We start from the raw sequence: 21107 nt of genomic DNA on the forward strand, positions 1-21107 counted from the left end.
CCCTACCCTCAGAACCGCGGAATATCTGGAAAGGGCAACTGGCCCTTGTGTACATGCATCTTGCCAAGCTCGGCGCAGCGGTGCAGCACCGGAAAAACCTTTCCCGGATTGAGAAGATGCTTCTGGTCGAAAGCGCATTTGACCCGTTGCTGCTGCTTCAGGTCCGCTTCGGAGAACATGTCTGTCATCAGATCGCGTTTTTCGATGCCGACACCGTGCTCGCCGGTCAGAACGCCGCCAACCTCAACGCAAAGCCGAAGAATATCGGCTCCAAAGGCCTCCGCCGCATCGAGTTCACCCGGCTTGTTGGCGTCGTAAAGGATGAGCGGGTGCAGGTTGCCATCACCGGCGTGAAAGACATTGGCAACGCCCAACCCGTGTTTTTCGGCCAGCTCCCGCATGCGGGCCAGCACCTTCGGCAGTTCGCGGCGCGGGATGGTGCCGTCCATGCACAGGTAATCCGGGGAAATGCGGCCCACCGCCGGGAACGCGGCCTTGCGGCCGGCCCAGAAGGTCATGCGCTCTTCCTCGCTTTCGGAAATGCGCACGTGGCTGGCCTGGTTGGCCCTGGCGATTTCCTCGACACGGCCGATCAGGTAATCGACCTCGCGCTCCGGCCCATCCAGTTCCACGATCAGCAAGGCCTCGACATCACGCGGATAACCTGCGTTGACGAAATCCTCCGCCGCGTGGATGGCGGGCTTGTCCATCATCTCCATTCCGCCTGGAATGATGCCGGCGGCGATAATATCGGCCACACAGCGCCCCCCGTCCTCGCTGGTCGGAAAGCCGATCAGGAGCGCCCGCGCCGTTTCAGGCTTTTGCAGGATCCGCACGGTGACTTCGGTGACGACGCCGAGCAGGCCTTCCGAACCGGTCATCAACGCCAGCAGGTCATATCCCTCGCTGTCCAGATGCTTTCCGCCGAGGCGAATGACCTCGCCGGTGACAAGCACCATTTCAAGGCCGAGAACGTTGTTGGTGGTCAGGCCGTATTTCAGGCAGTGCACACCACCGGAGTTCTCCGCGATGTTGCCACCGATGGAACAGGCGATTTGCGACGAGGGATCCGGCGCGTAGTAGAAGCCCTCGTGCTCGACCGCACGTGTAATGCCCAGATTGGTGACACCCGGCTGAACGACCACGGCCCGGTTGTCATAGTCGATATCGAGCACGCGGTTGAACTTCATCATCGACAGCAGAACGCCATCTTCCAGAGGCAGCGCGCCGCCGGAAAGCGAGGTGCCCGCCCCGCGTGGCACGACTTTCACGTCATTGTCATGACAGTATTTCAGAACCTTCGATACCTGCTCGACCGTCTCCGGCAGGACGACGATCAGTGGCAACTGGCGATAAGCCGTCAGCGCATCGGTCTCATAGGCGCGCATCTCGCGTTCGTCATGGATTACCCCTTCTCCGGGCACAATCGCCTGAAGCGCGCTCAGGATTTCCTGGCGGCGGGCCAATACGGCCTGATCTGGCGCGGGCATCGCAATGGCGGTCACGAAATGAACTCCTTCTACTTTTTAATACGTTGATCCAGTTGAATTGGTCCTACGTAACATGAGATGGCAGTGAATTACCCTTGCTTAAGTGTGGCAAGGTTCGCGCCCGAGGAAAACGACCGGCAAATACTAATTGTCTTTCTGAGAGATTGAAAATGAGCAATCTGACCGACATGGAGATTTTCGCAAGGGTGGTAAGCGCCGGCAGCATGTCGGCAGCCGGCCGCGAAATGAGCCTGTCGCCCGCAGTCGTCTCCAAACGCATCCGGCGTCTGGAAGAAAAACTCGGTACCAGACTGCTGCAACGGACCACTCGCCAGATCGCCATGACGGAGGCCGGACAGGGCTTTTACGAGCGCGTTGTGGCCATTCTTGCCTCCGTTGAAGAAGCCGAATCATTTGTCTCGCGCGGCTCGGCCAAGGCACGCGGCAACCTGAAGGTGGCCGTTCCGACGTCCTTCGGCCGGCTTCACATTGCTCCGCACCTTGGCAAGTTCCTGGCTGAAAACACCGATCTTTCGGTCAATCTCGATCTGTCCGACGATTTTGTCGACATCGTCGGTGACGGCTATGACCTTGCCATCCGCATTGCGGAGCTCTCCGATTCCAGCCTCGTCGCGCGGCGCCTGGCACCGGTCCACCGCGTCCTGTGCGCAAGCCCGACCTATCTCGAAAAATACGGCACTCCGCAAAGCATCGAGGATCTTGTCGCAAACCATGTGACCATTGCCGCAACCAACCAGGACCCTTGGCGGCTCGCCGGTCCGGACGGGATCGAGACCGTCCGCACGCAGGCGCCGGTCAAGACCAACTCCAACGAGGTCGTGCGCGAATGCCTGTTGGCCGGCGTCGGCGTTGCGCTTCGATCGACCTGGGACGTAGGTCCGGAGTTGCGTGAAGGCAAACTGCAAATTCTCCTGCCCGAGTACCGGGCCTCGAAGGATGTCGGACTTTATGCCGTTTACCCCAGCCGCCAGTTTCTGCCGGCCAAGGTGCGTGTCTTTATCGACTTCCTTGCCGGGCTCTATGGCTCATCCCCCTATTGGGACCATGGGCTTGAGGACTGGTTACGCCTGCCGAGCAACGCCCGCGCGGGCTGACCTTCCACCCGGACGCCAAACGATCCCAGTCGGCGATCGCAGCTTGGCATGCGGGATGCGACGGTCCGTCACTTGCATCAAGGCCTGACATCCTGTTCTGTTGACGGGGGTTTTAAACACCCAAACCGAGGGAGATATACATGCAGCGACTGCTGATGATCGCCGGAACCGCGCTTCTGGCCCTGACCGTTCAGGCAAGCGCCGAAGGCGACCCTGCCAAGGGTGAGAAAGTATTCAAGAAATGCGCCGCGTGCCATGCGGTTGGACCCGAAGCCAAAAACAAGGTCGGTCCGGAACTGAACGGCATTGTCGGCCGGGCATGGGGCGCGGTTGACGGCTACAAGTATTCCGCCAACCTGCTCGAATTGGCCGATGGCAAGGTGTGGGACGAGGAGACGCTTGACGTTTACCTGACCAAGCCGAAGGATCTGATTCCGAAAGGCAAGATGGCTTTTGCCGGCCTGAAGAAGGAAGACGACCGCGCCAACGTGATCGCCTATTTGAACCAGTACAACGAAGACGGTTCCAGCAAGTAAGCACTGATCGCCGACTGACGACAAAAGGCCGGGTTTACCCGGCCTTTTTTCTCTGGTGAAGCCTCTCGTCAGTCATTCCGGACGCAGCGAAGCGCGCTGCCATTTACGGTTTCAATGCTCTCCGTGTTGCTGACGGATGCGCTTGACGGTCCACCAGATCACCAGCACGACCAGCGGCACGGATATGCCGGTCATCAGGTTGGAGTCAGGCAGAGGCAAGCCGGTTTCCTTGGCGGCTTTCGCCAGATAGGAAATCAGGCCGACGACGTAGTAGCTCACCGCGGCAACGGACAGGCCTTCGACGGTCTGCTGCAGGCGGAGTTGCAGATGGGCACGCCGGTTCATGGATTCCAGCAGCGAACGATTCTGCTCTTCCAGTTCGACGTCGACCCGCGTGCGCAGGAGTGTGGTTGCCCGCGCCAGTTTGCGCGAGAGCATCGCCTGACGGTCTTCGATCGCCTGGCAGGTGCGCATGGCCGGGGCAAGTCGGCGGACGAGGAAGGACGCCATTGAAAGTTCGCCGGGAGCAGCCTCTTCACGCAAGGTTTCCAGCCGTGCCCGGACGATCTGGTCATATGCGCGGCTCGCGCCGAACCGGAACGTGCTGGCGGTTGCCCCTGCTTCCAGCGCGGCGGCAAGGCCGCTCAGTTTGTCCAGAAGCTCCTGATTGGCGCCGAGCGCCGAGGTCTCCTGCATCTGGCCGGTCAGTTCCGCAAGCTCGATCTCGAAACGCCTGATATCCGGCTGAAGTCTGGTTGCCTCGAACAGGCCCAGCATGGCCAGCGTTCGATAGGTCTCGACTTCGAGAAGCCGCTGGACAACGGCGCCGGACTGAACGTCGCTCAAGGTCCGGTTGCAGACCAGGAGCCGTGTGAGCCCATCGCCATCCTGCCGGAAGTCGGTCGCCACCATGGCAGCGCCGTCTTCAAGATTGGAAACCGTCAGGCTGGCTTCATCGAACTGGCTTCGCCATTCCTTGCCTTCATCACCTCCGCGCAATTCCAGCCGGACGGCGACCAGCAGATCGCCGGGAGCCCGAAACGCAGCGCCAAAGGGGTGCTTGATCGGCACCTGCCCGAAAATCGTTTGTTCGTGGGCGCTACCATCCCAGGTGTATGTGGTGAATTCCGCGTGCTGTTCCCAGCTCAAGGTGCCGCCGCCGAAATTGACGGTGTGATGACGGGCTCCGGGCGCAGGGCCGTGGCCGCCGCGAGAAATGCAGAACTCTGACAGCCAGGCATGATCTCTGGCGGCTTCCTCAGCATCTGTCAGGAAAGCGTAGTGGAGCACTGTCCGCGGACAGGGCAGCGGACGAAACGGCCGCGCATGAACCTCCCCCAACACCTTTTCCCGCAAGGGAGATGTGCGAAAGGCAGGAAAGGTGGACCCGTTTTCTGATCCCTGATCCAAGGAGCAACCCCGACTTTGGAAATGTTCTGTCAATTCTACATTCCGCTAAGGCACCGCCGAAACCAATCCGCATTTTTGCCGCAGCAGACAATTGGGTTTCCGGAGAGACATTTCAGCAACAAATAATTGGACAAAAAAATTGACCAATTTTGAAAGCGGCGCTATTTTCCGCGCCAACAATTGGAGCGGGAGCGGCATGTTTCAGCCGGTCGATCATCAGAAGACGGCAAATGCCGTGGTGGAGCAGATCGAAGATCTGATCCTGAAGGGCGTGCTGCAGTCCGGCGACAGGCTGCCAGCCGAACGCGACCTTGCCGACCAGATGAATGTCTCCCGTCCTGTGCTTCGCGATGCCTTGAAGACGCTTGAGGACCGCGAGCTGATTTCGTCGCGCCGGGGTGGCGGCACCTATGTTGCCGAGCTGATCGGCCCGATCTTTTCCGAAGCAGTGGTCCAGCTTATTGCCCGGCACCCGGGCGCGGTAAACGACTATTTCGAATTCCGGCGGGGCATCGAGAGCCATGCGGCAGCCCTTGCAGCCGCACGGGCCGCCCCATCCGACCTTGCCCGGCTGCAGGACATTGTTCGCCAGATGCAGGAAGCGCATGACAGCGAGGACCTGCCTGCCGAAAGCCGGCTGGACGTTGCCTTTCATCACGCGGTCGGTGAAGCGGCCCACAATGTGGTGATGCTGCACACTCTCAGGTCCTGTTACCGGCTTCTGGAAAACGGCGTCTTCTACAATCGCGGGCGCCTGTACCACCACCCGTCGGCACGGATCGAGCTGCTGCAGCAGCACAAGGCCATTGCCGACGCCATTCAGACCGGGGATGCCGACCGCGCGAGGCAGGCCTCGGAAAACCATATCGACTATGTGCGCGGCACCCTTGCCGAAACGAAGGATCTGGACCGGCGCGAGCAGCTGGCCGGCCTGAGACGGACCCGAAAACCGGCTCGCGCGTGAGCCTCAGGAGGAATTCGATGACTGTTGTGACCGATGTTGCCGACATGCAGGCCCTGGCCCGGCGCCGGGTACCGAAGATGTTTTACGACTATGCGGATACCGGTTCCTGGACGCAGAGCACCTACCGCGAGAACGAAGCGGCGCTGCAGCGCCAGAAGCTGCGCCAGCGCGTGGCCTGCAACATAGACAACCGCTCGGTCAAGACCACCATGATCGGCCAGGACGTAACGATGCCGGTTGCCCTTGCCCCTGTCGGCCTGACCGGGATGCAGCGCGCCGACGGTGAAATTCTCGCGGCCCAGGCAGCAGAAGAATTCGGTGTCCCTTTCACCCTGTCCACCATGAGCGTCTGCTCGATCGAGGATGTCGCCGAGAACACCAAGAACCCGTTCTGGTTCCAGCTCTACGTCATGCGCGACAGGGGCTTTTCGGAAAACCTGATGCAGCGTGCAACGGCTGCCGGCTGTTCGGCACTCGTGCTCACGCTTGATCTTCAGGTTCTGGGCCAGCGGCACAAGGATCTGAAAAACGGCCTGTCCACGCCGCCGAAACCCAAACCGCACGTTCTGCTGGATCTTGCCTTCAAGCCGCGCTGGTGCTGGCACATGCTGCAGACCAAGCGTCGCCAGTTCGGCAACATCCATGGCCACGTGTCCGGTGTTGGCGACATGACCTCGCTTGCCGAATGGACCAACAGCCAGTTCGACCCGACCCTCGACTGGTCCTCGGTGGAATGGGTGAAGTCCCACTGGAAGCGCAAACTCATTCTCAAGGGCATCAACGATGTGGAGGATGCGAAGATCGCGGCGGACGTCGGGGCCGACGCGATCGTCGTCTCCAACCATGGCGGCCGTCAGCTTGACGGAGCTCTTGCGTCCTATGAGGTGCTTCAGGACATCGTCGATGCGGTCGGCGACAAGATCGAAGTGCATTTCGACAGCGGCATCCGGTCCGGTCAGGATGTCTTCAAGGCCGTGGCTATGGGGGCGAAAAGCACCTACATCGGCCGCGCCTTCATCTATGGTCTCGGCGCCATGGGCAAGGAAGGGGTCTCGAAGGTGCTGCAAATGATGCACAAGGAACTGGACGTCACCATGGGCCTTTGCGGCGAAACCGACATCAAAAAGGTCGGCCGCCACAACCTGGTGCTCTGACGGGTCACCGATCCGGGCGCGCGAACTTGGAGGGACTGACCCCGAGGCGCGTCCGGAAACTCGCCGTCATGTGGCTTTGCGAGGAAAAGCCCGACCTGAGAGCGATTTCCGAAAGCGGCTTGCCGGTGGAAACGATGAGCGCCCGGGCGCGCTGCAGCCGCCGGCTGACGATATAGTCGTAGGGCGACTGCCCACAGTAAGCCGAGAAGGCACGGCTCAGGAAACTGGCCGAAACGCCGATTTCCTGCGCCAGAACGGCAACGGACAGATTTGACCCGAGATCGGCCTCGATCCTGTCCGCCACTTTCCGAAACCGATTGCCTGTCATCCATCTGGCAGCCTTGCCAGGGCGCTGCGGCTTCAGCCCCGCCTCTGCAAGTGCGTTGATGCATGCTTCGGTTTCCAGATGATCCAGAGGCGTATCCGACAACAGCCACTTGCGCAGTCTGCCTGCGGCCATGGAAGCAGATTTCGACCGGATGTTGGTGCGGTAACACCCTTCCGTCAGACGGATTTCGCCACCGCTGACCAGAAGATATTCACCGCCCATTTCTGACCGGGAGCGGATGTCGCAGCCGCTGGGTGTCAAAGCCAGCGTGTTGGGCAAGCGAACGAAATCTTCTCGCTTGTCCGAAGCGATGGCATGGCTGCCCGATTGACAGTCAAACGCAAAGCCGATGGAGCCCGTATCTGCCACGAAACCGACATCGTAGCCGGCGGCCGGCAAAAGGCAGAGCCCATATCCGGCAACCTCCCGGTGGATGGGCACAGATCCAGGCTGGGTATGAACAGTGTCCGTTTGCATGGCGCGCAAACCTGACGCAGGAACAGGGGTCGCGCAAGTCCGAATAGGTTCAGGATCCTGAAAGACAGTGCGGACCACGCGGATATACTCGCGGCCGACCCACACCAGAAACCGGACCTGACCACGCCCATGACCGCTCTCTTCACCCTGGACGACCTTGAAGCCGCTTTTCCGATCGTGCGCCAGCTTGTGCCGGAAACGCCAAGTTATGCCTGGCCACTCCTGAAGGAGCGGTTCGGCCTGGAAATCGCGGTCAAACACGAGAACCACACCCCGATCGGCGCCTTCAAGGCGCGCAGCTCCATCGTCTACATCCAGAAACATATCGAAGAACACGGCCGCCCCAGCGGCGTCGTAACGGCCACCCGCGGAAACCACGGCCAGTCCATGGCGCTGGCCGCCCGAACACTCGGCCTGCCCGCCACCATCGTGGTGCCGGAAGGAAATGCGGAGGGCAAGAACCGGGCGATGAAGGCCTTTGGTGCTGATCTCGTGATCGACGGTCGCGACTTCGACATTTCCCGGCGCACTGCCGAGCGGCTGGCCCGTGAAAGCGGTTTCCTGATGGTGCCGAGCTTTCACAGGAACATCGTCCTTGGCGTTGCGACCTACGCGCTGGAGTTTTTCAGGGCGCATGACGATCTCGACGTGGTCTATGTCCCCGTTGGCATGGGCTCCGGCGCCTGCGGACTGATCACGGTGCGCGACCTTCTGGGGCTTAAAACCGAGATCGTGCCTGTCGTCACGGAAAACGCCCCTGCCTACCGCCTGTCCGTCGAGGCGGGAAAAATCGTGACCACGGAAACCGCAGCCACTTTCGCCGACGGCATGGCCTGCCGGGAGCCGGTACAGGCGGCGCTTGATATCCTGCAGACCGGCTCCAACCGGATCGCAACGGTTACGGATGACGAAATCGCTGCCGCCATCCGCGTCCTGTTTGCAGATACGCATAATCTCGCCGAAGGTGCCGGTGCCGCCGCCCTCGCCGGATTGATACAGGATGCGCCGAAGCTTCAAGGCAGGAAGGCCGGTATCATTCTGTCAGGAGGCAACCTGGACGAAACGGCAATGCAGACAGTTCTGACCGGTGGAACACCGGTGGTCTGAATACCGGGATGACAATATCCCGGGACACACCCCCGGAACCAGAAGTGCGATAAGTCTCAAAGCAACGACAGCCAGGCCTTTGCAATTGCGGCTCCGGTCTCGTCGGCCTTTGCTGCATGGCGGGACGCTTCGGTGTCGAAACGGCTGTGCCAGTCCGGCGTATGCGCAAGAATGTCGTCACTGAAGGCTTCGCTCCAGTTACGTACTTCCGGAAGGCCGGTTTCGAAATGAAACTGGATTGCGTAGGTCAAGTCGCCCATGCGGAAGGCCTGGACCGGTGTCATGGCGCTGCTCGCCAGAAGCACCGCCCCATCCGGCAGCGTTACGGTGTCGGAATGCCAGTGGAACTGAGGAGCACCGGCCCCGAGCTTGCCGACCACGGGGTCTTCCAGCCCTGCGTCGGTCGGTGTCACGTCGCGCCAGCCGAATTCAACGGGCAAGCCCAGAAGGTTCTCTCCACCAAAGGCGCGGGCGATCAGCTGCGAGCCCAGACAAATACCGAGGACGGGCTTGCCGGCATCGTCAAAGACACGGATCAGGTCGCAGACCTTCGGCAGATGCGGATAGGCTTCGTCCGCCAGCGCATCCTGGGCTCCGCCCAGCACGACCAAGCCGGCAAACGCATCGGTGCCTTGGGGTAGCGGCTCGCCTTCAAATGCCTTGACGGTGTGCCAGCTGTGACCTTCCTGCGTAGCGACACGGCCGAGAACGCCAAGTTCCGTATGCTGATAGTTCTCAACGACGAGAAAATGCATGTTGTCCTCTAACCTGCTCACGAGCCTTACCGCTTCAATTCCGGCAGGACTTTATCCATGCGCAACCTTGATGAAAACATCAAAAACAATCATTTGCATTGAAGTGTCCTGACCGCCAATCTTAGGAACAACATCCCCATAAAGATCGGTTCATTCATGAGCGTTGCATCCCCCAGCCTCCGGCCCGGCTCTGCCGGCTTCAGTGCAACCGACTATGGTCTTTACGCGGCGACGGTTCTTGCCTGGGGCTTCAGCTGGATTGCGATGAAGGGCCAGGTGGCAACAGTCGCGCCTGAAGTGTCTGTCTTCTGGCGCTTTGTGCTGGCAGCGTCGATCATGATGGCGTGGGCACGCTTTCGCGGACACCATCTTGCCTTCGGCCTTCAGGATCACCTGCGGTTTGCCGGACTTGGCGTGTTTCTGTTTTCCACCAACTTCACGCTGTTCTACTACGGCGCGGCCATTTTGCCGTCCGGTTTGCTGGCGGTGATCTTCTCGACCGCCTCGATCTTCAACCTGTTTCTGGGACTGATCCTGTTCGGCCAACGACCAAGCCCGATCGCTCTCGGTGCCGGGCTGCTCGGCTTTCTGGGTATCGGCCTGATGTTCTGGCCGAAGCTGGCCGGGGCAGAGTTCAACGACGAAGCTGCCATTGGCCTCGCCATGTGTGTCGGCGGCACGTTGTCCTTCTGCCTGGGCAACATGCTGTCGGCTGACACCCAGCGGCGCGGCATCGGCGTTACACCGGCCACTGCCTGGGGTATGGTTTACGGCATGCTTTTCCTGGGGGTGTTCTCGGCCCTGCGCGGCCAGAGTTTTTCCGTCGAATGGTCCGTGAACTATTTCGGAAGCCTGATCTATCTGGCTGTTGTCGCCTCGGTCATCGCCTTTGCTTCCTACCTGACCCTGCTCGGCCGCATCGGCTCGGCGCGGGCAGGCTATGCCACCGTGATGTTCCCGGTGGTCGCTCTCACTCTGTCGACCATTTTCGAAGGCTATCAGTGGACGCCAGTGGCCGCCGCCGGTCTGGCCTGTGTCATTGGTGGCAACCTGATGATGCTGCGCGCCCGATAGGTCTATCCCTGACATGAGAAGAAACCGGACGGCGGAGGTTTATTCCGCCGCCAGTTGCGTTGTGCCGCTGCCAACGTTGCCGATGGCTGCCACCAGGTGGTTGCACAACGTATCGTGCATGGTTTCGCGTGCCGTATCCGAGCGCAGCAGGGCGATGTCGCAATAGGGCAGCGTCGGAAAGCCGTCCTTCTCGTCCAGAATACGCATGCCGTCTCGAATCGCGCTTTCAGGAAACACCGTTACGGCAAGTCCGGCCTGAACCGCACCGACGAGAGCCGCCGCGCTGGAGCTTGTGTAGGAGACCCGGTAGGGGCGTCCCGACCGGTCGAGCGCATCCATCGAAATCCGGCGCCAGCCACAGGTGACCGGTCCGAGTGCCAACCGGACAACGTCCTGTGTGTGGGCGCAATGTTGGTTAGACGTAACCCAGTAGAGCGGCTCACGGCGAATGATTTCACCGCGCAGGTCCATCGTATCCTGGGAGGTCGTGATGGCGACGTCGAGCGTTCCTTCCCGGATCGCATCCGTCAGCCGGGCACTGGACAGACATTCCACCTGCACTTCAATGGAAGGATTGAGCCGGTTGAAGGCCGCCAGCACCTGCGGCAGCAGCCGGTCGGCATAATCGTCCGGCACACCCAGCTTAACATGGCCGACTTCCTTCTGGCCATTGAAGGCAGACAGGGTCTCGTCATTCAACATGATCATCCGGCGGGCGAACTCGACCAGCCGCAGGCCGTTTTCCGTCAGCCGGGACTGGCGCCCGTCCTTGATGAAGATCGGCTGACCAACACGCTCTTCCAGCCGCCGCATCTGCATGGAGACTGCCGACTGCGTCTTGTGCACAGCCTCACCAGCCTTGGTGAAGCTTCCCAACTCCGCGATCGCCAAAAACGTTCGAAGTTGGTCGATGTCCAGTGCGTGATGCATGCAAGGACCCTATGAAATGAGCCACAAACCGGTGGTGAAATTTGAGATTCGAATTGATTTACTAAAGATACATCACAACTTCTTACACTTCAATCGATATTTGGCCAGCAGGACAAATCAATACTCTAGGTAAGATTTTGAAATCGTTCCGGGAATTCCGTTCGCCTGCAACTATTCGGCAGCGAGCGGAACCGAAAGGTTGTCGAGCGATGAAACAATGTGCTCGACCAGGGCATCCGTGACCCTGGAATTGTTATGCCAGGACCGCATGATACCGATTTCGCAATCGGGCAATTTCGGGAAACCCTCGGCTTCCGTCAGGACCCGCATGCCGGACCGAAGCGCAGATTCCGGCAGAACGGAAATGGCAAGCCCGGCAAGGACCGCGGCGCCGACTGCCGTAGAGTTCCAGCTTGAATAAAGCAGGCGATGTTCGCGCATCTGATCGCTGAGCGCATTGATCGCAGCCCGGCGCCAGTCGCAGGTAGCGCGCCCCAGCGCCAGAGGCAGAGGCGACTCGTTTTCCACCGCGTGGCGGGCCGAGACAACCCAGAGCAAAGGTTCGCGCCGTACCAGATCAACGTTCTTGCGACCACGCTTCTGTACGTGGGTGATGATGGCGACATCCAGCTCACCCTCGGCGATCATGTCGGCCAGATTGGGTGTCGGCGCGCAGACGACGCTGACCTCCGCCTTGGGGTTGGACCTGGAAAAGCGCGCCAGAATTTCCGGCAGGAACCGATCTGCGTAGTCATCCGGTGTGCCCAGACGCACGAGCCCGGCAAGTTCCGTGTCATCGAAAGCGGCAAGCGTCTCGTCGTTCAATTGCACGAGCCGGCGCGCGTAGTGAAGCAGACGCTCGCCATGTTCGGTCAGGCGGGACTGCCGGCCAACCCGGACAAAGAGCGGTTTGCCGATCCGCTCCTCCAGACGGCGCATCTGCATCGACACCGCCGACTGTGTCTTGTGCACATTGTCCGCCGCCTTGGTGAAGCTGCCGCTTTCGGCAATGGCCACAAAGGTCCGGAGCTGATCCAGGTCGAGCATGAGCGCCTCACTGATAAAGGATGCTCATATTTAACATGGCATCCATTTAAAGGGGAAATGATTTCGCGAAGCGGCCGCCTTGCTTGAATCGAAGCGCTTTGGGGATTTTGACTTCACAGAAAGTGATAATTTCAATCACAAACATTCGTTGGATTAATAGCAGCAAACAGTCCACATAGGAGATGTTCCACAACAAGCGACGCCAAATCAGGCTCGGAACAGGCAGTCGGAATCCCTCCGTCCGCCAACAGGAGAATTTTGCCATGACACATACAGCAAGCACCCCGTTCTTCGCTCTCTTCGGGCAGATGGTTGCCCGTGTATGGCGTGTGTCCAAAAACCGTCGTCAGTTCGCGGAACTGAATGACTGGTCCGACGAGCAGCTGAAGGACATCGGCCTGACGCGGAGCGACGTTCGACGCGCATTGGCCCAACCGTTCTATACCGATCCGACATCCCTGGTGAACGGATCTTCAGCGCTCCGCGAGACCATCGGCTATAGCGCCGCCAATTCGGCGCAGGACAAGCCGATGATGACACTCGTGACCGAAAGCAAGACCCGCCAGCTGGCGGCCTGACCTTTCGGCTGACCTCCCCTCATTTGCAGCCCCTGTCGGCAAGCCTTGCTGACGAACCTGACCCGCCTCATCGGCGGGTCTTTTTTTTGAAAAAAAGCGTTAAGGGCGGCCCAAGCCTGAAGACGGCTCAAACGTCGCGGAAATCCTTGGCGGCCTTTTCGAAGAAACTGTCGAAAGCCTTGAACTGGTTGGACTGGAAATCACGGCCAGCGGACATCCAGCTCGACACCATTTCCTCAAACTCGGACGCATTGCCCTCAGGGCCTTCCGGCTCGTCGTCCGGGGGCAATTCTTCTTCCTGCGGCTCGGGCTCAGGCTCTGGCGAGGCGGATTTCGTAACGATGCTGGCCGGTTGCAGGAACGCGCCCCAGAAGGATTGCATCGCCTCGGCATAGCCTTGCAGGTAGTCGACCGGGGTCGGCTGCGGTTTCGGCCGGCCTCTGGCAAAGCCGCGCAGATAGGCGTCAAGCAGGTTACGAGCTTCACCGTGGACAAAGGGCCTGGCAATCTGCCCCATGGCAAGCGTCGCCGCCACGGGCATCATTTCCTGGATGGCATCGCGCTGAAGGCCTGTGAGGCCGGAAATCTGGCTGGCAAGCGCCTTTTGAACAGCTTCAGGCCCGAAAAAGGGTGTCAGGGCCGCATCGGACGGACTCTGGAACAGACCTGCGTAGCCGGCAAAGGGGTTTTGCGCGACTGCGCCAAGCGGCGACGTCTGCCCGAGGAACTCCGAAAAGCCCGGTACCGTGCTGCCGAAGTAGCGGAAACCGTTGAGCGCGGCAGGCAGGAGCTGCTCCATCACCCGGCTAAGGTCTTCATTCGACCAGCCGAAGCGGTTGCGCACATCTTCCGACAAGGAAAAGATGTCGAAGGGAGGAGCTCCCGTCTCGCTGCCAGTCATTTGCGTCGCTCCGCTCACGCTGTTGCAAGGCCTTGAGAAAAAAGACCGATCACAGACAGAGTGACGCTTCGCGGGCCTCAGGTCAATTCAGGCCTTTTGCGGACAGCGCCGGTCGCCCACAACTTGATGCTGCGGGCGAAGTTTATTCAGTAGGCGTAGTCGCGGAAGACCTGGCTGATATCGCCCTTCCAGGAACCGTTATAGCGCTGCAGCAGAACGTCTGCCGGGCACATGCCGGAGGCGAGGCCTTCCTCGATCGGAGCCAGATGCACGCGCTCGTCCAGATCGCCATCGCTCAGGCGATTGCGACGCTTGAGACCTTCCTGGGACAGGGCAAGCACCTGTTTGGCGACATCCAGAACGGTGCCTGAGCGGAAAGGTGTCTGCAGGGCGGTTTTGGGAACGCCTGCACGAAGAGCCGCGCGTTCTTCCTGGGTCCAGTCCTTGACCAGTTCCCAGGCCTGATCGAGCACGCCCTTGTCGTAAAGCAGGCCGACCCAGAGTGCCGGCAGAGCGCAGATGCGCCGCCACGGGCCACCGTCTGCGCCGCGCATCTCGATGTATTTCTTCAGACGGACATCGGGGAAAAGCGTGGACAGGTGGTTGTTCCAGTCACCGATATTTGGCGTTGCATTCGGAACCTTGCCTTCCAGCGCGCCGTTCATGAACTGGCGGAAAGTGGTGCCCGTAACGTCGTAGTAGGTCGAACCGCGCTTGACGAAATACATCGGCACATCAATTGCCCATTCCACATAACGCTCGAAGCCGAAGCCTTCCTCGAAAGCGAAGGGCATGTCGCCGGTGCGGTCGTGGTCGGTGTCGGTCCAGATCTGGGCGCGGAAGGATTTGAAGCCGTTCGGCTTGCCTTCGGTGAAGGGTGAATTGGCGAAAATGGCGGTCGCGATCGGCTGCAGGGCCAGGCCGACGCGCATTTTGAGGGCCATATCCGCTTCGGACGAGAAATCGAGGTTCACCTGGATGGTGGAGGTCCGGTACATCATGTCGAGACCAAGCGAGCCGACCTTCGGCATGTAGTTGGTCATGATGTCATAGCGGGATTTGGGCATACGCGGCATGTCGGCACGCGACCATGTCGGGGTCATGCCGATGCCAAGGAAGCCGATGCCGAGCGGTTCGGCCACGCGGCGCACATCGGCAAGGTGCTGGTTGGCTTCGCGGCAGGTCAGGTGGAGGTTGTCGAGCGGCGCGCCAGAAAGTTCGAACTGTCCGCCGGGCTCGATGGAAATCGCGCCGCCGCCGCGGTCGTCTGCCAGACCGATGATCTTGCCGGCGTCCTCGATCCGCTCCCAGTTGATCAGCTTTTCCATGCCGGTCAGGATGGCCTCGACGCCCTTTTCACCACCATAGGGAATTGGCGTCAGTTCGTTCAGGCAGAAGCCGAATTTTTCGTGCTCGGTGCCGATGAGAAACTTCTCTTCCGGCTTACAGCCCTCCTCGAGCGTCGCGGCAAGATCCGCAACCGTTTCAATCGGGGTGGAGTCGACCGTATCGCGGGCCATGAAAGCGTCCTAAAAACTGCGCGGCCCGTCAGGCTGCCCCCTACAAACCGCAGTGATCCGGCGCGTTCCGGGAGGAACGCTTTTGAGCCTCGGTGATTTAGGTTTCTTGAAACAAGAATGCAAGCAAGGAAACGACACCGAAGTGTGCGTGGTGATCATGCCGGTCCGTTTCAGGAACGCAAGCCGTTCGTCGGGGAATGTGCAACCGGCTTCTGCGACGGCGCCGATCCCAGCTTTGCCCTGACCTTGGAGAGGAGCGATACCAGATCAAGCAAGGCCTCCTCCCCCAACGCTGTCACGCGATCCTGAACATGAATAACGGTTCCGTGCAGCCGGACAGCCGGACAGCCCTACCTCCAGTCGCCCACCGTTGCCTGCAGAACCGCCAGGGCCGCGACAGCGGCCGTGTCGGCACGCAGGATACGTGGGCCGAGGGGAATTGGCGTGACAAAATCGAGACTGCGCAGAAGAGACCGCTCCTCCTCGGAAAAACCGCCTTCCGGCCCGATCAGTATGGCGAGCGGCTTCGGACCGCTTTCCTTCATCTGGGCCAGGGTCAAAAGCGGATTGTTTGTCCCTTCCGCTTCATCGCAGAACAGCAACCTGCGGCCGGGCTGTGCTTCGTTCCAGACCGCAAGCACATCCGCCAGCGGCTGGGGCGCAAGAACTTCCGGCACGGCCAGCACACCGCATTGCTCGGCCGCTTCGATCACGTTTGCTTCCATCCGCTCGAGATTGATTCGGCTGGCCTGGGTATGCTGGGTCAGCACCGGCTTCAGGCTGCCAGCTCCCATCTCCACGGCCTTTTGCACCATATAGTCCAGCCGGGCGTGCTTGAGCGGCGCGAACATGTACATCAGGTCATTTGCCGAGGTTTGCTCGCGGGTGCGTTCCATCAGCTGCAAAGTGCAGTCGCGCCGGCCGTTGCTGACGATCTTGGCCAGCCATTCACCATCATTGCCGTTGAAGACAAGCACGTAGTCGCCATCCTTGAGGCGCAGAACGTTCAGCAGATAGTTCGCCTGGCTGCGGTCCGCATCTATGCGCGCGCCATCGGCAAGGATATGTCGCAGGAACAGTCGTTGCATATTGAACTCGTATTTGGCCATGGTGCTTAGGTATGCGCTCGATTGTGAGGGTTTCAAGGCGGTTCGGATGGCTGTGGAAGCTTCCACAGCCTATTCGATTCTTACGCGCCAGCTTAAGCCGTATCTTCTTTTCCCAAGCCTTGGGCAAAGGCGGTCCGCACGGTCCTTGACCCTGCCTCCCCGAACGGCCACTTTCGGGGCAGAAGAGGAATCACCTGCGTGAGCGAAACCCAGTCCAACGTCGCCGAATTCTCCGTCTCCGAAATTTCCTTCTCCATCAAACGTACGATGGAGGAGGCTTTCGGTTACGTGCGCGTGCGCGGTGAGTTGGGCCGGATCTCCCGGCCGGGGTCCGGTCACATCTATCTGGACCTGAAAGACGACCGCTCGGTCCTGTCCGGCGTTATCTGGCGCGGAGCAGCCTCCAAGCTGAAGATCCAGCCTGAACAGGGGTTGGAGGTGATTGCCACCGGCAAGATCACCACGTTCCCGGGCCAGTCGAAATACCAGATGGTGATCGACTCACTGGAACCGGCAGGAGCTGGCGCCCTGATGGCGCTGCTGGAAGAGCGCAAGAAGAAACTTGCCGCGGAAGGCCTCTTCGCCGAGGAGCGCAAGCGCCCGCTGCCGCCCTTGCCGAGTGTCATCGGCGTGGTCACTTCGCCGACCGGTGCCGTCATCCGCGATATCCTGCACCGGATCGCCGACCGCTTTCCGCTGCATGTGCTGGTCTGGCCGGTCCGCGTCCAGGGCGAGACCTCGGGTGCGGAAGTCGCCAACGGCATTCGCGGCTTCAACGCCCTGCAACCCGGCGGACCGATCCCGCGGCCGGACGTCCTGATCGTAGCCCGCGGAGGCGGCAGCATCGAGGACCTGTGGGGCTTCAACGAGGAAGCCGTCGTCCGTGCAGCCGCAGACAGCCAGATCCCGCTGATCTCGGCCGTCGGCCATGAAACCGACTGGACGCTGATCGACCTTGCCGCCGACCTGCGTGCCCCGACGCCGACAGGCGCAGCCGAATTTGCCGTGCCGGTGAAGGCCGAGCTTATGGCCATGGTCGACGACCGCTCCCGCAGGCTCAATTCGGGCCTGGTGCGGTTCGTGACCTCCCGGCGAACAGAACTGCGTGCCGCCAGCGCCGCCCTGCCCGCGCCGCAAGACCTTCTCGCCCTGCCGCGCCAGAAATTCGACACACTGGCCAGCAGCCTGGAGCGCGCACTGATCGTAAGCACCAGAACGCACCGGACCCATTACCAGAATTTTGCCGGACGCCTGTCACCGTTGCTCCTGTCCCGCCTGAGCACGAAAGCCCGGCAGGATCTTGTCCAGGCGAGCGAACGCAAGCAACGTGCGCTGCAAGTCGCGGTCTCGCAAAAGCGGCATGCCTTCGAGGCCCTGGCCGTGCGGCTGACACCGGCCCGGCTCGCCCAGCAGACGACGCTCGGGACCGAGCGCCTGTCCGGTCTGGGTGACCGGCTTGACCGGGCCTATCTTGCCCGCTTGTCGCAGGAAAAGGCGCGCCTTGACGGTTTGCAGAAACTGCTGAAGTCGCTTTCCTACAAGGATGTGCTTGCACGCGGGTATGCCGTGGTGCGCGACGACAGCGGCCAGCCGGTGCGCTCGGCGGCAGCGATCGCGTCTGGTGCAGCCCTTTCCATAGAACTGGCGGACGGTACGGTTGACGCCGTCGCGCTCAGCGACAGTGCCGGCCCGAAGCCTGCCAAAGTGAAAAAACCGGCGACCGGCAAGGGACCGGCAACCAGCCAGGGCAGCCTGTTCTGAACGGGTAGAAAACCCTCCGCAATTTCACCAAGATTTAACCACGTCCCTTACGTCAATCTTAAGCCGGCTCGCGTAAGGTTACCTTCGTTCTGACAAGAAATTTTCGGACGGGGGATACTCATGCCTGTGCAGCGCAAGCAATTTGGAAAACGTGGACTGGACCCGCAAGGTCAGGGCCAGTGGGGCCCGAGCCAGAACGGCTATTCGGGCAACAATGCCTATGCTCCGAGCGCCGGCGGGTATGCGCGCGCCGGAGGCGCCGCCGTTCAAGTTGCCGGCGACAGCAGTCTTTCCATCATCGATGCGGTGATGCAGTTCCTCGGTTTCTTTTTCAGCTTCAACGGCCGCATCGGCAGGCTCGGTTACTGGGGTATCGGCACATTCAACCTGATCATGATGGTCGCGGTCATCTTTGCCTATTTCACCGCGATCGAGAACGAGATTCAATACTACGCAAACGCGGACGAACTGCTGGCAAGCGGAAGTGGACTGACCATGTGGTTGCTGATCCTGCCGTTCTCCATTTCGAACCTCTCCGTTCAGGTTCGCCGGTTCCACGACAGGGATGTGTCGGGCTATTGGCTGCTCGTCTGGTTCATCCCGATTGTCGGCAGTCTCTTCGCTCTCTGTCAGGGGTTCGCCAACATGTTCTTCTCCGGCACACAGGGACCCAACCGGTTCGATACGCCGCAGAGCCAGGCTCACATCTTCGATTAACCCGAACCCGGGGCAATTCCCCGGCCAGCAACAAAAAACGCCGCCGGAAAAACCTTCCGGCGGCGTTTTTGTTTTCTTCATCTCGGCTTTCCCGTCAGGCCATCAGCTCGGGCAGGATGGTGATGATCGAGGGGAATGCCAAAAGGCCTGCGATGGTCAGGACGTCCGCGACAAAGAACGGTACGCAGCCGCGGAAGACTTCCTGCACCGGAATATCCGGTCGTACTCCCGAGACAACGAAACAGTTCAACCCGATCGGTGGTGTGATCAGACAGAGTTCCGCCATCTTCACCACCAGAATGCCGAACCAGATCGAGCAGGCCTCACCCGACATGCCGAACGCACTGTCGGCAGCCGACACGCCCTCACCGCCGTTCAACGCCATCACCGCAGGATAGACCACCGGCAGCGTGAGGATGAGCATGCCGATCGCATCCATGAACATGCCGAGAACGGCGTAAGCCAGGAGGATGCAGACCATCACCACCCAGGGGGAATAGTCCAGGGCGACGATGAAGTCCTTGAAGGCGTCCGGCAGGCCGGCAAAACCCAGGAACCGCACGTAGACAAGCACGCCCCAGATCAGGGTGAAGATCATCACCGTCAGTTTCGCGGTCTCGTGCAAGGCCTGGCCCAATTGCTTAGTGCGCATGCCTTTCATGAACGCAACGACCAGCACCACGAAGGCGCCGAGCGAACCGGCTTCGGTTGGGGTGGCCAGACCGAAGAAGAACGAACAGAAGATGATCGCGACGACGGCGATGATCGGCAGGGTTCCGGGCACGCTTTCAAAGCGCTCTTTCCAGGTAAAGCCGCCGACCGGTGGTGCATCGCCGCGCCAGGCGGCAACGGCCACGATGATGCCGACGTAGATCAATGCCGAGAACACGCCCGGCAGGAAACCGGCGATCAAGAGCTTGCCGACCGACTGTTCCACCAGAATGGCGTAGATCACCAGGATTGCGGACGGCGGGATGAGCGAGGCCAGCGTGCCACCGGCGGCAACGACGGCAGCCGACAGTCGTTTGGAATAACCGGCGGCCAGCATTTCGGGAATGGCGACACGCGCAAAGACCGCGGCTGTTGCCACCGATGCACCTGATACGGCTGCGAAACCGGCAGTGGAGAACACCGTGCCCACGGCCATGCCGCCCGGCAGCCAGCCCAGCCAGCGCTTTGCCGCTTCGAAAAGCTGCTTGGTAAACCCGGCGTAGAAAGCCAGGAAGCCGATCAGAATGAATGTCGGCAGCACCGACAGGGCATAGGTGACCGACTTGGAATGCGGGATCGTGCCGGCCATCTGCAAGGCCACGAAGAAGCCTTTCGAGAACCCCATTTTCAGGGAGAACAGCACGATAAGGCCGACCAGTCCCGTAAAGGCCGCGGCAAAAGCCACACGCACACCCAGGACGACGAGGACCAGCAGGACGCCGGTCATCAGGAGGCCAACTTCAAACGGCGTCATCGCGCGCCTCCTTCTTCCACGTCATCGCCAAAGGCTTCTTCGATCTCGTGTTTGGCGTGTTCCTCGACACCCTCGATCATCGGCACGCAATAGGCTTCACGAGACGGGTTCACGACCAGACGAGCGTACCCGTAGATCTGCATGCACAGGCGCAGGAACAGGAGACTGAGCGCGACCGGAACCATCAGCTTGGACGGCCAGGTCGGTAGGCGGATATCCATGGTGCTGTCGCCGATCGTCCAGGACCGGTCGAAATGGTACCAGGAGCCCCAGATTAGGAGCGCGACCGTGAAGGCGATCAGGATGACACCCAGCATTTCGCAGATGTAAAGCGTCCGGCCGCTGAGCCGGCCGAGCACGATCTCCATGCGGATATGGCCCCCGACGCGTTGGCAATAGGCAATACCGGCGAAGGCGAAGATGGCCATTGCCTGTTCGGTGATGTCGATGAAGCCGGGTACCGGGGTATTGAAGCCCAGGCGGCCGACAACCTGAAGGACGGCCAGCAGCATCAAGGCCAGGATGGCTCCTGCGGCAAACAGGTTGAAGGCATTCTCGACGTGAGCGAGCCAGCCGTCAAAGCGGATATAGGTGACCGGGCGCTCCGAAACGGAACGTCCTCCGGGATCGATTGTGTTCATGAGTTAAGCCCCGAGCATTGGCTTCCCG

At 60.5% G+C, this 21107-nt stretch carries 20 protein-coding genes; 9 read left to right on the plus strand and 11 right to left on the minus strand.

All coding sequences use genetic code 11. The annotated features are described in order from the left end of the window. Positions 1–8: 8 nt before the first annotated feature. Entirely contained in the window at positions 9–1505 is a 1497-nt protein-coding gene (locus tag HCG46_RS11370) for an FAD-linked oxidase C-terminal domain-containing protein (RefSeq protein ID WP_031269770.1), read from the minus strand. Between the two features lie 155 nt (positions 1506–1660). On the opposite strand from HCG46_RS11370, the gene HCG46_RS11375 reads away from it, so the two are divergent. After that, the gene (locus HCG46_RS11375; protein WP_077290764.1) at positions 1661–2605 is read left to right on the plus strand and encodes a LysR family transcriptional regulator; all 945 of its coding nucleotides are present in this window, start codon (positions 1661–1663) and stop codon (positions 2603–2605) included. Positions 2606–2745: 140 nt separating this feature from the next. Beyond that, entirely contained in the window at positions 2746–3141 is a 396-nt protein-coding gene (locus tag HCG46_RS11380) for a cytochrome c family protein (protein WP_055657706.1), read from the plus strand. A 111-nt stretch (positions 3142–3252) separates the two neighbouring features. Here the strand turns inward: HCG46_RS11380 and HCG46_RS11385 are convergent, their stop codons facing one another. Further along, on the minus strand, positions 3253–4584 hold the full coding sequence (locus tag HCG46_RS11385) for a DUF3422 domain-containing protein (protein WP_353612647.1): 1332 nt from the start codon (positions 4582–4584) through the stop codon (positions 3253–3255). Between the two features lie 163 nt (positions 4585–4747). Between HCG46_RS11385 and HCG46_RS11390 the strand changes: the two genes are divergently transcribed. Both HCG46_RS11390 and HCG46_RS11395 read left to right on the plus strand, forming a co-directional pair. Beyond that, positions 4748–5515, plus strand: coding sequence for a FadR/GntR family transcriptional regulator (locus HCG46_RS11390; protein WP_168686271.1), 768 nt, complete (start codon positions 4748–4750; stop codon positions 5513–5515). 17 nt (positions 5516–5532) lie between these two features. Next, a complete protein-coding gene (locus HCG46_RS11395; protein WP_023002107.1) occupies positions 5533–6669 on the plus strand; it encodes an alpha-hydroxy acid oxidase in 1137 nt (378 codons plus the stop codon). Between the two features lie 4 nt (positions 6670–6673). Here HCG46_RS11395 and HCG46_RS11400 read toward each other — a convergent pair whose 3' ends face one another. After that, on the minus strand, positions 6674–7474 hold the full coding sequence (locus HCG46_RS11400) for a helix-turn-helix transcriptional regulator (protein ID WP_168686273.1): 801 nt from the start codon (positions 7472–7474) through the stop codon (positions 6674–6676). Between the two features lie 129 nt (positions 7475–7603). On the opposite strand from HCG46_RS11400, the gene HCG46_RS11405 reads away from it, so the two are divergent. Next, positions 7604–8581: a threonine dehydratase gene (locus tag HCG46_RS11405; RefSeq protein ID WP_168686275.1), complete on the plus strand. Its 978-nt coding sequence runs from the start codon at positions 7604–7606 to the stop codon at positions 8579–8581. Between the two features lie 56 nt (positions 8582–8637). Here HCG46_RS11405 and HCG46_RS11410 read toward each other — a convergent pair whose 3' ends face one another. Then, complete coding sequence (locus tag HCG46_RS11410; RefSeq protein ID WP_168686277.1) at positions 8638–9336, minus strand: type 1 glutamine amidotransferase; 699 nt, start codon at positions 9334–9336, stop codon at positions 8638–8640. Positions 9337–9492: 156 nt separating this feature from the next. On the opposite strand from HCG46_RS11410, the gene HCG46_RS11415 reads away from it, so the two are divergent. Next, positions 9493–10410: a DMT family transporter gene (locus HCG46_RS11415; RefSeq protein WP_023002111.1), complete on the plus strand. Its 918-nt coding sequence runs from the start codon at positions 9493–9495 to the stop codon at positions 10408–10410. 39 nt (positions 10411–10449) lie between these two features. On the opposite strand, the gene HCG46_RS11420 is transcribed toward HCG46_RS11415, so the two are convergent. Further along, on the minus strand, positions 10450–11340 hold the full coding sequence (locus HCG46_RS11420; RefSeq protein WP_023002112.1) for a LysR substrate-binding domain-containing protein: 891 nt from the start codon (positions 11338–11340) through the stop codon (positions 10450–10452). A 171-nt stretch (positions 11341–11511) separates the two neighbouring features. Further along, positions 11512–12387, minus strand: coding sequence for a LysR substrate-binding domain-containing protein (locus tag HCG46_RS11425; protein ID WP_006935582.1), 876 nt, complete (start codon positions 12385–12387; stop codon positions 11512–11514). Between the two features lie 263 nt (positions 12388–12650). Between HCG46_RS11425 and HCG46_RS11430 the strand changes: the two genes are divergently transcribed. Next, positions 12651–12965, plus strand: a complete 315-nt coding sequence (locus tag HCG46_RS11430; RefSeq protein WP_023002113.1) for a DUF1127 domain-containing protein — start codon at positions 12651–12653, stop codon at positions 12963–12965. 127 nt (positions 12966–13092) lie between these two features. On the opposite strand, the gene HCG46_RS11435 is transcribed toward HCG46_RS11430, so the two are convergent. The 3 genes from HCG46_RS11435 to HCG46_RS11445 all read right to left on the minus strand — a co-directional run bounded on the left by HCG46_RS11435 (position 13093) and on the right by HCG46_RS11445 (position 16495). Beyond that, entirely contained in the window at positions 13093–13866 is a 774-nt protein-coding gene (locus HCG46_RS11435; protein ID WP_168686279.1) for a DUF937 domain-containing protein, read from the minus strand. Positions 13867–14012: 146 nt separating this feature from the next. After that, positions 14013–15386: a glutamate--cysteine ligase gene (locus HCG46_RS11440; protein WP_168686281.1), complete on the minus strand. Its 1374-nt coding sequence runs from the start codon at positions 15384–15386 to the stop codon at positions 14013–14015. A 350-nt stretch (positions 15387–15736) separates the two neighbouring features. Then, a complete protein-coding gene (locus HCG46_RS11445) occupies positions 15737–16495 on the minus strand; it encodes a 16S rRNA (uracil(1498)-N(3))-methyltransferase (RefSeq protein ID WP_152508388.1) in 759 nt (252 codons plus the stop codon). A 198-nt stretch (positions 16496–16693) separates the two neighbouring features. Here HCG46_RS11445 and xseA point away from each other — a divergent pair, with 198 nt between their 5' ends. Then, positions 16694–18256: an exodeoxyribonuclease VII large subunit gene (xseA, locus tag HCG46_RS11450; protein ID WP_168686283.1), complete on the plus strand. Its 1563-nt coding sequence runs from the start codon at positions 16694–16696 to the stop codon at positions 18254–18256. A gap of 120 nt (positions 18257–18376) precedes the next feature. Then, a complete protein-coding gene (locus HCG46_RS11455; RefSeq protein ID WP_168686285.1) occupies positions 18377–18973 on the plus strand; it encodes a DUF805 domain-containing protein in 597 nt (198 codons plus the stop codon). 94 nt (positions 18974–19067) lie between these two features. Here the strand turns inward: HCG46_RS11455 and HCG46_RS11460 are convergent, their stop codons facing one another. Both HCG46_RS11460 and HCG46_RS11465 read right to left on the minus strand, forming a co-directional pair. Beyond that, complete coding sequence (locus tag HCG46_RS11460) at positions 19068–20438, minus strand: TRAP transporter large permease (RefSeq protein WP_023002120.1); 1371 nt, start codon at positions 20436–20438, stop codon at positions 19068–19070. Then, a complete protein-coding gene (locus HCG46_RS11465; protein ID WP_023002121.1) occupies positions 20435–21079 on the minus strand; it encodes a TRAP transporter small permease in 645 nt (214 codons plus the stop codon). Before HCG46_RS11465 ends, HCG46_RS11460 begins: the two co-directional genes overlap by 4 nt. Between the last annotated feature and the right edge of the window lie 28 nt (positions 21080–21107).

The organism is Labrenzia sp. PO1, assembly GCF_012273635.1.
GTDB classification, from domain to species: domain Bacteria; phylum Pseudomonadota; class Alphaproteobacteria; order Rhizobiales; family Stappiaceae; genus Roseibium; species Roseibium algicola.

Excerpts from the sequence above, each read along its gene's own strand:
- HCG46_RS11375 (WP_077290764.1), top strand. The coding sequence starts at position 1,661 with ATGAGCAATCTGACCGACATGGAGATTTTCGCAAGGGTGGTAAGCGCC.
- HCG46_RS11380 (WP_055657706.1), top strand. The coding sequence starts at position 2,746 with ATGCAGCGACTGCTGATGATCGCCGGAACCGCGCTTCTGGCCCTGACC.
- HCG46_RS11390 (WP_168686271.1), top strand. The coding sequence starts at position 4,748 with ATGTTTCAGCCGGTCGATCATCAGAAGACGGCAAATGCCGTGGTGGAG.
- HCG46_RS11395 (WP_023002107.1), top strand. The coding sequence starts at position 5,533 with ATGACTGTTGTGACCGATGTTGCCGACATGCAGGCCCTGGCCCGGCGC.
- HCG46_RS11400 (WP_168686273.1), bottom strand. The coding sequence starts at position 7,474 with ATGCAAACGGACACTGTTCATACCCAGCCTGGATCTGTGCCCATCCAC.
- HCG46_RS11405 (WP_168686275.1), top strand. The coding sequence starts at position 7,604 with ATGACCGCTCTCTTCACCCTGGACGACCTTGAAGCCGCTTTTCCGATC.
- HCG46_RS11410 (WP_168686277.1), bottom strand. The coding sequence starts at position 9,336 with ATGCATTTTCTCGTCGTTGAGAACTATCAGCATACGGAACTTGGCGTT.
- HCG46_RS11415 (WP_023002111.1), top strand. The coding sequence starts at position 9,493 with ATGAGCGTTGCATCCCCCAGCCTCCGGCCCGGCTCTGCCGGCTTCAGT.
- HCG46_RS11420 (WP_023002112.1), bottom strand. The coding sequence starts at position 11,340 with ATGCATCACGCACTGGACATCGACCAACTTCGAACGTTTTTGGCGATC.
- HCG46_RS11425 (WP_006935582.1), bottom strand. The coding sequence starts at position 12,387 with ATGCTCGACCTGGATCAGCTCCGGACCTTTGTGGCCATTGCCGAAAGC.
- HCG46_RS11430 (WP_023002113.1), top strand. The coding sequence starts at position 12,651 with ATGACACATACAGCAAGCACCCCGTTCTTCGCTCTCTTCGGGCAGATG.
- HCG46_RS11435 (WP_168686279.1), bottom strand. The coding sequence starts at position 13,866 with ATGACTGGCAGCGAGACGGGAGCTCCTCCCTTCGACATCTTTTCCTTG.
- HCG46_RS11440 (WP_168686281.1), bottom strand. The coding sequence starts at position 15,386 with ATGGCCCGCGATACGGTCGACTCCACCCCGATTGAAACGGTTGCGGAT.
- HCG46_RS11445 (WP_152508388.1), bottom strand. The coding sequence starts at position 16,495 with ATGGCCAAATACGAGTTCAATATGCAACGACTGTTCCTGCGACATATC.
- HCG46_RS11455 (WP_168686285.1), top strand. The coding sequence starts at position 18,377 with ATGCCTGTGCAGCGCAAGCAATTTGGAAAACGTGGACTGGACCCGCAA.
- HCG46_RS11460 (WP_023002120.1), bottom strand. The coding sequence starts at position 20,438 with ATGACGCCGTTTGAAGTTGGCCTCCTGATGACCGGCGTCCTGCTGGTC.
- HCG46_RS11465 (WP_023002121.1), bottom strand. The coding sequence starts at position 21,079 with ATGAACACAATCGATCCCGGAGGACGTTCCGTTTCGGAGCGCCCGGTC.